The sequence below is a fragment of the Virgibacillus necropolis genome, from assembly GCF_002224365.1.
In the GTDB taxonomy this organism is placed as follows: Bacteria; Bacillota; Bacilli; order Bacillales; family Amphibacillaceae; genus Virgibacillus_F; species Virgibacillus_F necropolis.
Map to the genome: position 1 here is coordinate 1,793,808 of NZ_CP022437.1, position 13,379 is coordinate 1,807,186.

The window sequence follows — 13,379 nt, forward strand, 5'->3', positions numbered from 1 at the left end:
ACTATAAAAGAAATGGCAGTCATTGAATTGATTTGAGGAGGGACGGATAGTTATGAAGCAAAAAGTACTTATCGTTGATGATGAGGTTTCAATAGTTACGCTGCTTACATATAACATGGAACAGGCAGGATATGAGACAGATTATGCTTATGATGGACTTGAAGCAATTAAGAAGGCAAGAAGTACTCATTTTGATTTAATTATACTAGATTTAATGCTACCAGAAATGGATGGTATGGAGGTATGTAAATATCTAAGGGAAAATCGGATTGACACACCTATTTTAATGTTAACAGCAAAAGATGAAGAGATAGATAAAATTCTAGGACTTGAGCTTGGTGCTGATGATTATCTTACAAAACCATTTAGTCCAAAAGAGGTAGTAGCTAGAACAAAAGCTATCATTAGAAGATCAGATAAATCCCGTAAACCAATGCATTCCTCCTATAAAATTGGTGAATTGATTATTTACCCTGAACGATATGAAGCGGAATTGAAAGGCGAAATTATAACCTTTACCCGAAAAGAATTTGAACTGTTACATTATCTAGCCGATCATTTAGGAAATATATTATCAAGAGATCAATTGTTAAGCGCAGTATGGAATTATGATTTTGCTGGTGATACGAGAATTGTTGATGTACATGTTAGTCATTTAAGAGAGAAAATTGAACCTGATTCAAAGCATCCAAGCTATATAAAAACAATTCGAGGACTAGGTTATAAAATGGAGGAGCCGAAATAATGCATAATATATTTAAAAAACCTCTTTTTACATATGTTATTGGAATTTTACTAGTAGTATTACTTACCGGAGTGATAATTAGTCAGTTAACATCTGATTTAATTATACTATTTGCTGTGTTGCTTGTTGAATTTGTTGTTTTAGTTCTCATGTTACTTCATATTTTTGAGAAATATATGAAACCAATAAAAAAAGCAACAAAGACCGTCGATGAATTAGTTAAAGGCAACTATCGTGCTCGGATTCATCATACTGCGAATGGAAGTGTTGCAGAGCTAAACAACAAAATCAATATTTTAGCACGAAATCTTAGTGAACTCACGATTCAAGAAGATATTCACGAAAAGCAATTGGCAACTGTTATCGATAATACAGAAAGTGGTCTAGTATTAATTGATGAAAAAGGATACATCCATTTGGTAAATCGAAAGTTTATTTCCATGTTTGGAAATTCTGCAAAAGACTATAATGGATACCTATATTATGAGGTTCTAGATAATGAAAAAATTCATCATTTAGTTCAACAAACCTTTCTTTATGAAGAAAATATGAAGGAATCGTTTACCCAAATTATTGATTTTAACAAAAAGTATATACAGATAATTGGAGCCCCAATTTTTAACGAGAAGAAAGTACTAAAAGGTGCTGTTCTAGTCTTTTACGATATTACTGAATTAAAGAAACTTGAATTGATGCGAAAAGATTTCGTAGCAAACGTCTCGCACGAATTAAAAACACCAATAACTTCTATTAAAGGATTTGCCGAAACACTTCTTGAAAATAAAGAGGATAATCCAGATGTACTAAATAAGTTTCATAAAATTATCTTTGATGAAAGTGATCGCTTGCAACTATTAATTCAAGATTTATTGACCATATCTAAATTAGAGAAAAATGAATTTAAATTAATAGTTACGGATTTTGAAATCGGTAAGGTCGTGGATGAAGTAGTAGCGGTGATGAGTCAGCAATTAGAAATGAATATGCTTAATCTGGTAGTGAATGTAGAAGACAACATTACGATAAAAGCTGATTATGAACAAATTAAGCAAGTGTTAATAAATCTGCTTGCTAACGCAGTGAGTTATACACCTGAGAACGGTGAAATTACATTAGTGGTCGAATTAATTGATGAGTATATGCATCTATCTGTTACAGATACAGGCATAGGGATTGATAAGGAAGTAATTCCAAGGGTGTTTGAACGCTTTTATCGTGTAGATAAAGCAAGAAGTCGAAATACAGGTGGGACTGGTTTAGGTCTAGCTATTGTGAAACACATTATAGAAGTGCATAATGGGAAAATCAAGGTGGAAAGTGAATTGAATGAGGGATCAACTTTTCATGTGTATATTCCAACAAATCTATAGTAGGCTTACTGGTCAACGTCATTTATAGTGAATGATGTTGACCAGTTTTTTGGATTGACGGAATATAAATTTTTTCATAAGATAAACTTCACTAATGGACAAGATGGTCTATATTGTTAGTTTGACCCTTTTTGCTCTATAATGTAACTATATACATATAAGAGGATATTCAAAAACGAAACAAAAGATTAGCTAATATTTTTTCGAAATGGGAGGTTTAGATATGTCAAATAAATTAGTATTAATAGATGGTAATAGTATTATTTATCGTGCGTTTTTTGCTTTACCATTATTGAATAATGACAAAGGCGTTTATACAAATGCTGTATTTGGGTTCACAACTATGCTACTTCGAATTTTAGAAGATGAAAAGCCAACCCATATGTTAGTTGCTTTTGATGCAGGGAAAACAACTTTTCGACATAAAACGTATAAAGAATACAAGGGTGGCCGTCAAAAGACTCCGCCAGAATTATCTGAGCAGTTCCCATTATTAAAGGAACTTTTGGATTCATTTGATATACCACATTACCAGTTAGATCAGTATGAAGCTGATGATATTATTGGGACGCTGGCTAAAAATGGAAATGACGATAAATGGGATGTCACGGTTATATCAGGAGATAAAGATTTACTTCAGCTTGTATCCGACAAGGTTACAGTGAAGTTGACGAAAAAAGGCATCAGTGATGTTGAAGCATATACACCGGTGTTTTTAAAAGAAAAAATGGAAATAGATCCAGAACAGGTAATAGAGTTAAAAGCTTTGATGGGGGATAGTTCAGATAATATTCCAGGTGTGCCTGGTGTTGGACAAAAGACTGCAATCAAATTATTGAAACAATATAATACACTTGATGGTGTCTATGAAAACTTAGATGAAGTAAGTGGAAAGAAGTTAAAAGAAAAGCTCACAGACCATAAAGAAGATGCATACATGAGTAGAGAGCTCGTTACGATTAATACAGATTCACCAATCGAAATTGGATTAAAAGATCTATCCTATGTAGGGTATCAATCCAATAAAGTAAGTATGGTTTTTAAAGACCTAGGCTTTCAATCATTATTAAGCAAATTGAATGGTGAAGAAGACGAATCAGATGAACCTCAGGAAGCAATTCAGGACATAAACTATGAAATAGTAGATAAGGTAACAAAAGATCTATTTACGGGAAATGAAGCAGTAGTAGTTGAAATGGTGAATGATAACTATCATCAAGCAGCAATTGAAGGTTTCGGGATTGCGAATGAAACACATGCTTATTTTATTCCGACTGAAATAGCTCTACAATCTGAGGAATTCAGATCATGGGCAACGGACCCTTCACAAGAAAAATACTTATTTGATGCAAAAGGTGCACTAGTAGCGCTTCTAAATCATGAGGATATTCATCTAAAAGGAATAACGTTTGATATGCTCCTCGCATCTTACTTATTAAATCCATCAGAAAATCATCATGATATTCCTGCAATAAGCCACCGATTGGGAAAGAAAAATGTATTATTTGATGAAGAAGTATATGGAAAAGGTGCAAAACTTAAGGTTCCAGAGCAAGACAAACTTGCTGAGCATGTTGCGCGAAAGGCTCGTGTACTTTACGATGTAAAACCTAAAATGGTATCTAGCTTAAAAAGTAACGAGTTATTTGAATTATATCAAGAGCTTGAAATGCCACTAGCATTAATTCTTGGTGATGTAGAGCATACAGGAGTAAAAGTTGATATCGAACGTTTAGAACAAACGCGTATTGAATTGAAAGAACGTTTAGATGAAATCGAAGCTAGTGTATATGAGTTAGCGGGTGAAAAATTTAACTTGAATTCACCAAAACAATTAGGCCCAATTTTATTTGAAAAGTTAAAGCTGCCAGTCATCAAAAAAACAAAAACGGGTTACTCCACTGCAGCTGATGTATTGGAACAATTACAGGATGAACATGAAATAATTCCAAAATTATTGTTATACCGTCAGTTAGGAAAACTTCAGTCCACGTATATTGAAGGTCTGCTAAAAGTAGTAAATAAGGATACAATGAAAATTCATACACGCTATAATCAAGCGTTGGCGCAAACTGGAAGGCTTAGTTCAGTTGAACCAAACTTACAAAATATCCCGATCCGTTTAGAAGAAGGAAGAAAAATAAGACAGGCCTTTATTCCGTCTCAAAAAGATTGGATTATGTTTGCAGCCGATTATTCACAAATTGAATTAAGAGTGTTAGCACACATAGCAGAAGACGAGAAATTAATAGAAGCATTTCGTAATGACTTAGATATTCATACACAAACTGCTATGGACGTTTTTCATGTGAATGCAGATGAGGTTACCTCTACTATGCGTAGACACGCAAAGGCGGTTAACTTTGGTATCGTTTATGGAATAAGTGATTATGGATTGTCACAGAGTCTAGGCATCACCCGTAAAGAGGCAAAAAAGTTCATTGATCGCTATTTAGAAAGCTATCCAGGTGTAAAAACATACATGAATACGAGTATTCAAGATGCAAAACATCAAGGGTATGTCACAACATTGATGAATAGAAGAAGGTATTTACCTGAAATTACAAGTAGAAATTTTAATCAACGTAGTTTTGCAGAACGAACAGCAATGAACACGCCAATTCAAGGCAGTGCAGCAGATATTATCAAAAAGGCTATGATTGACCTATATGAAAAATTAAAGGATGAAAACCTTCAGGCACGGATTCTTCTACAGGTGCACGATGAATTAATATTGGAAGCGCCAAAAGAGGAGCTTGAAAAGTTAAAAGAAATTGTTCCTGATATAATGGAGCATACTGTTTCATTAAATGCTCCATTGAAGGTTGATTATGAATTTGGTGACAGCTGGTTCGATGCAAAGTAATAAGGAGAAATTAACATGCCAGAATTACCAGAAGTAGAAACAGTAAAACAAACATTAAAACGACTTGTTCAAAATAAAACCATTCAAGGTGTGGAAGTATTTTGGCCTAATATTATAAAACTGCCTGATGATGTTGAAGAATTTAAAATTAATTTACAACAACAAACGATCCTAGATATACATCGTAAGGGCAAATTTTTATTATTTGAATTAAGTGATTATATGTTAATTTCGCATCTTCGCATGGAAGGTAAATACAGTGTGCACGAAAACGGTGAACCTGTGAAGAAACATACACATGTAATTTTCACTTTTACAGATGGTGATGAATTACGCTATAACGATGTCCGTAAGTTTGGGACGATGCATATTGTGAATAAAGGCACGGAGCTAGATCAAAAGCCATTAAATCAACTAGGTCCAGATCCGTTTGACGCAGCATTTACATTTGATTACTTTTATAAAAAGCTTCATAAAACAGATCGCGTGATAAAGGCTGCGTTATTGGATCAATCAATAGTCGCAGGACTTGGAAACATTTATGTAGATGAGACGTTATTTCAAGCTAAAGTGAACCCATTGAAAAAATCGAATAAACTTACCAAAAAAGAAGTGAAGTCAATTCAAGAGGAAGCTAAAACAATTCTTCAACACGCGATAGAATTAGGTGGAACCACCATACGCTCCTATGTAAACAGTAGTGGTGAAATGGGGATGTTCCAGCAAACATTATATGTATATGGACAAGAAAATAACCCATGCAGAACTTGCGGAAGGCCAATAGTCAAAATGAAAATTGGCGGTCGCGGTACACATGTGTGTATGAATTGTCAAAAATAGTTTCAAAGGAGTATATATGACAATGGCATTGATTATAGGTCTAACCGGAAGTATTGCTAGTGGCAAAAGTACGGTATCAACGATGTTTCATGATTATAATATACCTGTCGTAGACGCTGATAAAATTTCACGAGATGTCGTTTGTCCAGGTGAAGAGGCTTACCAACAAATAGTTGAGACATTCGGTGAAGAAATTTTACTTGAGGACAAAACGGTTGATCGTAAAAAATTAGGTGCTATCATTTTTCCTGATAAAGAAAAACGAACTGAATTAAATGAAATTGTACATCCTGCGGTTCGGAAAAAAATGCTTAAGCAAAAAGATGATTACATTGCTGGCGGTGCAAATTGTGTTGTACTGGATATTCCATTATTATTTGAAAGTAAGTTAACACATTTCGTTGATAAAACTGTCGTTGTCTATGTAAACAAAGAAACGCAGTTGGATCGACTAATGAAGCGAGATAATTCTTTGGTGGCTGATGCAAATTCGAGGATAAATTCTCAGTTATCACTAGAGGAGAAGGCAGAGTTAGCTGATGTAGTTATAGATAATAACGGGACAAAAGAAAAAACAAGAGAACAGTTAGACGATTTATTACAAGTTTGGAAAATTATATAACATGCTCTTTTCGTAAGTTAGCCTATAATATTAAACATGGATATAGATGTTATTAACGTCTATATCCATATTTTTGTCATAAAATTATCCTATTTCAAGACACATTTTTCAAAGAATATGTTATACTATTTATTATTAAAGGTTAAAAAGTATAGCATATTTAGGAGGACTTTAAATGAATAAAACCCGAATTGCCATAAATGGATTTGGTCGGATTGGTCGAATGGTCTTTCGTCAAGCAATTAAAGACAGCCAATTAGATGTTGTAATAATTAATGCAAGCTATCCTCCAGAAACACTTGCGCATCTAATTAAGTATGATAGTGTACATGGAATTTTTGATGGTGAAGTGAAAACGCTTCAGAACAGTATAGAAGTTGACGGAAAAACCATCCACCTTGTTGATTCACGTGACCCAAAAACATTACCGTGGAAAGATCACGCGATAGATATTGTAATCGAAGCTACTGGTAAGTTTAATAATAAGGAAGGCGCTGGGCTACACTTACAAGCAGGCGCAAAAAAAGTTGTCATTTCAGCTCCAGGTAAAAATGTAGATAACACAATTGTTATGGGGGTTAATCACGAGACGTATAATCCAGAAAAGGAACATGTTATTTCGAATGCGTCCTGCACAACAAATTGTCTAGCACCAGTTGTCAAAGTACTTGATGACAATTTTAAAATTATCAATGGTCTCATGACGACTGTACACGCATTTACAAATGATCAAAATAATTTAGATAATCCACATAAAGATTTACGTCGTGCAAGAGGTTGTACACAATCTATCATTCCAACTTCAACTGGTGCTGCGAAGGCACTAGGCTTAGTTTTACCACATCTGAATGGAAAACTACACGGAATGTCTTTACGTGTACCTACACCAAACGTATCTTTAGTTGATCTTGTAGTAGATGTGGAAAAATCTGTTTCAGCTGACGATGTAAATAAAGCATTTCAGCGGGCAGGAGCAAGTAATTTAAATGGTATTGTAAAATATAGTGACGAGCCATTGGTATCAATTGACTATACATCTACAGAGTATTCCGCAATTATAGATGGACTTTCAACAATGGTAATGGAAGATAATAAGATCAAAGTCCTAGCATGGTATGACAATGAATGGGGTTATTCAAACCGAGTTATTGATCTTACAAAATATGTAGGAAGTTATTTGAACCAAGAACAAGTAAAAATTTCTTAAAAAAACCTTGGAAGGAATTTTCCTTTCAAGGTTAGATTTCTAAGAGCACAAAAAGTATAAAATTTTGGCGATTATCTGTCTAGCTCCAGCGCCTCGAGGTTTTAAGTCAAATTTCTTTGTGATAGGCTGTTTTCGTATAGTTTGTTGCTCAGTACCACCGAAGTTGATATAAAATGCGACGTAACTAACCGCTACGGAAATACATTACAACGTAACTGCTGGTTGTTTTCCGCTGCGGACCGTTGCTTTCCGCGGGCACGGCTTCAGCCTCCTCGAGAAACCCACTCTGCGGGGTCTTCAGAACGTGCTATTCCCGCAGGAGTCAACGGTCCTCCGCTCCAAACAACTGCCATAAATTGCTGGCTGCGTTGTGTGATATAAACAATCAAATAAATTGAAATTGTTAAGCTCAACTCTAGTGAAGGAAATCCACGTAGACTCCTGCTTAGAAAGCGAAGACGATGAGACCCCGCAGTGAGCGGTTTTCTCACGAGGAGGCTCATCGCGAGCCCGCGGAAAGCGAAGTGGATTTCCGGAACGGTTGTCCAACCACCAAACAAAATACTTACGTCGTAGTTTATATTTCTTGTGTCAAAAACAACAATCTTTTAGAAAACAGCCTTGTGATAAAAACCATCACTAAGAGATTCGTCTTAAACTTGTCGTGGCTGGCCAAGGCGTTTGCGCTTTTCTAATATGGTCACTTTTTCTTATCGAAACATATTGCAAAAATAAAAAAAACGGTTTATACTTCTTTGTGACCTTCTATAATCCAATACATCTACTTAAAGGGTTAGGACCTCTTTGGACTAACTTTCCCCCGTGGTATGGTGAAAGTAACAAATAGAAGGACTTAACAATACGTTTTGAGGGGGAAATACTATGGACACAATGGGAAGACACGTTATAGCAGAATTATGGGAATGTAATATAGATAAATTAAATGATATGGCATTAATTGAACGCACATTTGTCGATGCAGCATTAAAAGCGGGTGCTGAAATTCGGGAAGTTGCTTTTCATAAATTTGCACCACATGGTGTAAGTGGAGTAGTAATTATCTCGGAATCGCATTTGACTATTCACAGTTTTCCAGAGCATGGATATGCAAGCATTGACGTATATACGTGCGGGGATATTATTGATCCGAATGTTGCTGCAGAGCATATTGCAACTTCATTAGAAGCAAAGACATATGAAAAAGTAGAAGTACCACGTGGAATGGGACCGGTAAAGGTAAACCAATTTCAGGTCTTATAGAGGATGTTCAAAAAGTCACCAAATGATAAACTACGAACTTCTCCGCTTTGCTTGTGTTCTTATTTCTAATTTGGCGACTTTTGAACACGTATAAAAAAATTGATGTAAAAATAAAAGTTGATTAGACATTCTCTCCTATCGATCATCTCGATACGGGATAAGTTTAATCAGCTTTTTTTGATTAGTTAATTCCTCTAAAACATGTTAAAATATGTTGTAGTATAAATAAATTTATCATAATATGATGAGGTGTCCGGCGATGTCATTCAAGCAAACTTTAACGAAATATTTGAGTAACCATGCAGAGACAAGGGACAACCATCTGGATACATCACTGCAAACTCATTATTATAAAACGACAAAAGATAAAGCTCTTGCTAAACTAGAAGACTTGTATTCGAAATCACAGCTCTATTCGATACATTCTATTTCAAAAGAGCACGGGGAAATTAGTCTTTATTATAAGAAGACATTTATCATATCCACGGTCATTTCTGTTCGGCCGTATAATACTGCAATTGATTTTTCAGTTACAACTGAAACAGTGTTGCCTTTTGACTTTGGAAACAGTTCACGGATTATTGAACAGTTATATAATCAATTAAACAAAGAATTACCTTATATTGAAACGAAAAATTATTCTTAGAAAACAGGGACGGGGTGGAGCAAGATGCGATGTTCTAATTGTGACTATAAAAGTACAAAGGTTCTTGATTCACGACCAATTGAAGAAGGTAGATCAATTCGCCGCAGAAGAGAATGTGAGCAATGCGGATTTCGCTTTACCACGTTTGAAAGAATAGAAGCAATACCCTTGATTGTTGTGAAAAAAGAAGGAGCGAGACAAGAATTTAGTAGAGAAAAACTAATTCGTGGTTTGATAAGATCGTGTGAAAAAAGACCTGTCCCACTTGAAAAGATAGAATCAATTGCATTAGACGTGGAAAAACAGTTACGAGATACTGGAGCGTCTGAAGTGGAAAGTAAAGAAATAGGGGAAATGGTAATGGATCGACTAGCAAAGGTTGATGAAGTAGCATATGTACGTTTCGCCTCAGTATATCGTCAATTCAAGGATATTAGTGTCTTTTTAGATGAATTGAAGGATTTAATAAAGACAGATAAGAAACAGTAATTGCAATGAAGAAGGAGTTTGGGTTATGAATGTTATTGGGAAGGTCTTACCAGTGGATGGATATTATGTATCGCAAAAAAAGAGTCTGCCAGTAGACTATGAAAAATCAATGACACATTTATATCAACCATTAATAGGAACTGAATCTATTTCACTTTTCATGACATTATTACACGAGATGGACGTACAGAATTCAGAGGAACCACAAACACACCACACATTAATGAATTACTTAAACATGCCTCTAGATGAGATCTATCGAGCACGACTTAAGTTAGAGGGCATTGGCTTAATGAAAACCTATGAAAGACTGGTAAGCGAACGGACAGTTTATACGTATGAATTACAGGCACCATTTTCTCCAAGTGAATTTTTCAGAGATGAAATGTTGGCCCAATTACTTTATTACCATTTGGGTGAAGAAAAATTTGATCATTTAAAACAGCGTTATGACAGAAAACAACCACTTCAACCTGGGAAAAATATTACAGTTGAATTTAACGATGTATTTCAAACGTTTCAACCTTATAATACAACAATGAATACAGCATATAATCAACAGAATGAACCAGCCATAAATCCGATAGATTTTTCCTGGATTAAGAGAATGTTAGAGCAACGAATGATTCCAGCGAAAAATATTCTTACAGTGTCTAATAAACAACTTATTATGCAAATGATGAAGTTATATGAATTAGATTCTCACGAAATTGAAAAAAGTATGTTATGGGCTCTAAGTGATGAAAATATGTTACATACCGAAGAGTTTAAGAATGCTTGCCATGATATATTTAAATCTAAATATAATACAACTACTATCAAGTTAACAGATAAGGTGAGACCAAAAGAAGTGCCAACTTCGGCACCACAAACACAGGAAGAACAGCTTGTTCAGCATCTAGAAGTGATTTCACCTAAGCAATTGTTAGAAGACTTGTCTAGTGGTAATCATGCATCTGAGCAAGATATGCGAGTGATTCGTGGAGTAATGACAACACAGGGATTGCCTTCGCCTGTTATGAACGTACTGATTCACTTTGTATTGCTACAATCAAACATGAAACTATCAAAAGCTTATTTAGAAAAAATAGCAAGTCATTGGTCACGTGCTAATCTGAAAACCGCAAAAGAAGCGATGGTTTTTGCAAAAAAAGAGAAAAATCGCTATCAAAAATCAACAACCCCACCATCACCGAGGCAATCATACTCCAAAAATTACTCTAATGAAGTAGTACCAGATTGGTTCAAAGATAGAAACAAAAAAAAGGTGAAAGATACAGCAAATAAAAATGATGGGGAAACAGCTGAAGACAAAGAAAGAATGGAAGCTATATTAAAAAAGTATTCTACCGAGTAACAAAAATAATCATTTCCAAGGATGATTGATATGAAACCAGTCCAATCGACATTAAAAAAATGGATGAACGAAAACAAGAATTTTAAAGAGAACTATATAAAGATAAAAAATGAAGTTTTAGAGGACCCGGAGATTAAAGAATTTCTTTCGCTTCACCCTGAATTAACAAGGCAGGAAATTGATAAAAACTTAATTAAATTATATGAGTATAAAACACAATCGAAACAATGCGATAAGTGTAATTCATTTGGTAGTTGTATTAATATGTTGAATGGATACTCACCAATCCTGAAAACCGATAACAATGAAATTCATATACAATATGAAAAATGCCATAACCATTTAGCACACGAAAAACAAAAGCATCAACAGAAATTGATACAAAGTCTTTATATGCCAAAAGAAATACTACATGCATCGATGGCGACACTTCAAAGTGATGGACAAAGAATGAAAGCTATTGATGCGATCGATGAGTTTCTTGTTCATGTTAATTCATCAGGCCTTCCATCTAAAGGGATTTACTTTTATGGTCCATTTGGGGTTGGAAAAACGTTTTTTCTTGGAGCGATTGCAAATGAATTAAGGAAAAGGAATATTGCTTCTATGATCATATATATGCCAGAGTTTGTAAGAGAAATTAAAGCCTCTCTAAAAGATGACTCGATAAATACCAAAATTGAGTATTTCAAAAAAGCAGAAGTATTGATGATCGATGACATAGGAGCTGAATCTCAGTCAGCATGGTTTCGTGATGAAATTCTCGGATCTATATTGCAATATCGTATGATGGAAGGACTTCCGGTTTTTTTTACCTCAAATTACAATTTAGATCAATTAGAGGGTCAATTAGCTAAAACAAATCGGGGAGCTGTAGAAACAGTAAAAGCCGGAAGAATTATTGAACGTATCAAACAAGTAAGTAAAGAAGTACAAATTTCTGGGGAAAATAGAAGAAATAACTAAAAGAAATAGCTATAAGAAATAGATAGATACGCAAAACTACCAATTAAAAAATATGGTAGTTTTTTTCTTTATACATTTTTTAGTCAATCTTTCCATATAATGTATCAGCTTGGTTTTGTGAGGGTGATATGTTTTGCTGGATATTTATATGGAGTCAGATAAAGAGGTAATCAGTTTTTGCGAATCATTATTTCAAATTAACAAGAAAATTGAATTACATTGGAAAACGAGTGAAGAATGGGGGAATCATTTACAAATTGAGATTGAGGAAGTTGATGATACATCACTTGATTCAATTGCGAGAGCACTAGTTGATGTATTCATGCATCACCGCTTGTCTAATATGATACGATCTGTTATTCAAGGTGTATATTATTACACAAACCATGACGAAATCGATAAAATATTGGATCTAACACATTGGATCATTACTGGGGGAGATGATGAAAATATAGATCTAACAGATACCGAAGATCCTGGTTTATTTTTGGAATCATTATTTATTACTATGATAAAAAGCTCTGGAACGGTTCACTATGACTCATTAGTAAAGTTCCGTATAAAACCATTTAAAGAGCTTATCAAGTGCTTTACTGGACTAGCTATCGATGAGTTGAAGCGTGAAGAGGATCATCTATCCTTTGTAAACGCACTTAGAGAATATATTGCGAAAAAGAAGGCGCTCATTCCAACTATTTATATGATTCAAGGAGACCCTTTTACTTTTTTTAATTCAAACGGTAAACGAATTACCAATATGGAATTACACATGATTATGCAACAGGAACCATTGTATATCGTCGGCTTAGATAGTAACGAAAAGAACTTATCTCCACTTATAGCAATGGCACCTGAGACGATAAAAATTTATGGGGATAATCCAGTTGAACCAAAAACATTAACGATTATTAATGTATTTCAAGAGCGTGTGGAATTTGAACCGCTGGTAAATTTTCCATTTCCTCAATACTTAAAAAAACTATAAAGTTACTTGCAAATATAATTTGTAGG

The 13,379-nt window shown here is 34.5% G+C and carries 12 protein-coding genes; all 12 read left to right on the top strand.

From position 1 onward, the window contains the following. Nucleotides 1-52: 52 nt before the first annotated feature. The 12 genes from CFK40_RS08360 to ytxC all read left to right on the top strand — a co-directional run bounded on the left by CFK40_RS08360 (nucleotide 53) and on the right by ytxC (nucleotide 13,353). Nucleotides 53-745: a response regulator transcription factor gene (locus CFK40_RS08360; RefSeq protein WP_089531874.1), complete on the top strand. Its 693-nt coding sequence runs from the start codon at nucleotides 53-55 to the stop codon at nucleotides 743-745. Continuing rightward, the gene (gene pnpS, locus CFK40_RS08365) at nucleotides 745-2,115 is read left to right on the top strand and encodes a two-component system histidine kinase PnpS (RefSeq protein WP_089531875.1); all 1,371 of its coding nucleotides are present in this window, start codon (nucleotides 745-747) and stop codon (nucleotides 2,113-2,115) included. The genes CFK40_RS08360 and pnpS overlap by 1 nt, the downstream gene beginning before the upstream one ends. Nucleotides 2,116-2,338: 223 nt before the next feature. Further along, on the top strand, nucleotides 2,339-4,981 hold the full coding sequence (polA, locus tag CFK40_RS08370; RefSeq protein ID WP_089531876.1) for a DNA polymerase I: 2,643 nt from the start codon (nucleotides 2,339-2,341) through the stop codon (nucleotides 4,979-4,981). Between the two features lie 15 nt (nucleotides 4,982-4,996). Continuing rightward, entirely contained in the window at nucleotides 4,997-5,821 is an 825-nt protein-coding gene (mutM, locus tag CFK40_RS08375; protein WP_089531877.1) for a DNA-formamidopyrimidine glycosylase, read from the top strand. A 22-nt stretch (nucleotides 5,822-5,843) separates the two neighbouring features. Beyond that, a complete protein-coding gene (gene coaE / locus CFK40_RS08380; protein ID WP_089531878.1) occupies nucleotides 5,844-6,443 on the top strand; it encodes a dephospho-CoA kinase in 600 nt (199 codons plus the stop codon). A 175-nt stretch (nucleotides 6,444-6,618) separates the two neighbouring features. Continuing rightward, nucleotides 6,619-7,650 (top strand): glyceraldehyde-3-phosphate dehydrogenase, encoded by a 1,032-nt coding sequence (locus tag CFK40_RS08385; RefSeq protein ID WP_089531879.1) that lies wholly within the window; start codon nucleotides 6,619-6,621, stop codon nucleotides 7,648-7,650. Nucleotides 7,651-8,532: 882 nt separating this feature from the next. Continuing rightward, complete coding sequence (speD, locus tag CFK40_RS08390; protein WP_089531880.1) at nucleotides 8,533-8,910, top strand: adenosylmethionine decarboxylase; 378 nt, start codon at nucleotides 8,533-8,535, stop codon at nucleotides 8,908-8,910. A 259-nt stretch (nucleotides 8,911-9,169) separates the two neighbouring features. Further along, nucleotides 9,170-9,556, top strand: a complete 387-nt coding sequence (locus CFK40_RS08395) for a cytosolic protein (RefSeq protein ID WP_089531881.1) — start codon at nucleotides 9,170-9,172, stop codon at nucleotides 9,554-9,556. Between the two features lie 24 nt (nucleotides 9,557-9,580). Next, nucleotides 9,581-10,045 carry a transcriptional regulator NrdR gene (nrdR, locus tag CFK40_RS08400; RefSeq protein ID WP_089531882.1) on the top strand — a complete coding sequence of 155 codons (465 nt, stop codon included), beginning with the start codon at nucleotides 9,581-9,583 and terminating at the stop codon, nucleotides 10,043-10,045. A 25-nt stretch (nucleotides 10,046-10,070) separates the two neighbouring features. After that, complete coding sequence (locus CFK40_RS08405) at nucleotides 10,071-11,402, top strand: replication initiation and membrane attachment family protein (RefSeq protein ID WP_089531883.1); 1,332 nt, start codon at nucleotides 10,071-10,073, stop codon at nucleotides 11,400-11,402. 30 nt (nucleotides 11,403-11,432) lie between these two features. Continuing rightward, on the top strand, nucleotides 11,433-12,368 hold the full coding sequence (dnaI, locus tag CFK40_RS08410; RefSeq protein WP_089531884.1) for a primosomal protein DnaI: 936 nt from the start codon (nucleotides 11,433-11,435) through the stop codon (nucleotides 12,366-12,368). Nucleotides 12,369-12,501: 133 nt separating this feature from the next. Then, the gene (ytxC, locus tag CFK40_RS08415; RefSeq protein ID WP_089531885.1) at nucleotides 12,502-13,353 is read left to right on the top strand and encodes a sporulation protein YtxC; all 852 of its coding nucleotides are present in this window, start codon (nucleotides 12,502-12,504) and stop codon (nucleotides 13,351-13,353) included. Nucleotides 13,354-13,379 lie beyond the last annotated feature (26 nt).

Excerpts from the sequence above, each read along its gene's own strand:
- polA (WP_089531876.1), top strand. The coding sequence starts at position 2,339 with ATGTCAAATAAATTAGTATTAATAGATGGTAATAGTATTATTTATCGT.
- CFK40_RS08395 (WP_089531881.1), top strand. The coding sequence starts at position 9,170 with ATGTCATTCAAGCAAACTTTAACGAAATATTTGAGTAACCATGCAGAG.
- coaE (WP_089531878.1), top strand. The coding sequence starts at position 5,844 with ATGGCATTGATTATAGGTCTAACCGGAAGTATTGCTAGTGGCAAAAGT.
- pnpS (WP_089531875.1), top strand. The coding sequence starts at position 745 with ATGCATAATATATTTAAAAAACCTCTTTTTACATATGTTATTGGAATT.
- CFK40_RS08385 (WP_089531879.1), top strand. The coding sequence starts at position 6,619 with ATGAATAAAACCCGAATTGCCATAAATGGATTTGGTCGGATTGGTCGA.
- speD (WP_089531880.1), top strand. The coding sequence starts at position 8,533 with ATGGACACAATGGGAAGACACGTTATAGCAGAATTATGGGAATGTAAT.
- mutM (WP_089531877.1), top strand. The coding sequence starts at position 4,997 with ATGCCAGAATTACCAGAAGTAGAAACAGTAAAACAAACATTAAAACGA.
- nrdR (WP_089531882.1), top strand. The coding sequence starts at position 9,581 with ATGCGATGTTCTAATTGTGACTATAAAAGTACAAAGGTTCTTGATTCA.
- CFK40_RS08405 (WP_089531883.1), top strand. The coding sequence starts at position 10,071 with ATGAATGTTATTGGGAAGGTCTTACCAGTGGATGGATATTATGTATCG.
- dnaI (WP_089531884.1), top strand. The coding sequence starts at position 11,433 with ATGAAACCAGTCCAATCGACATTAAAAAAATGGATGAACGAAAACAAG.
- CFK40_RS08360 (WP_089531874.1), top strand. The coding sequence starts at position 53 with ATGAAGCAAAAAGTACTTATCGTTGATGATGAGGTTTCAATAGTTACG.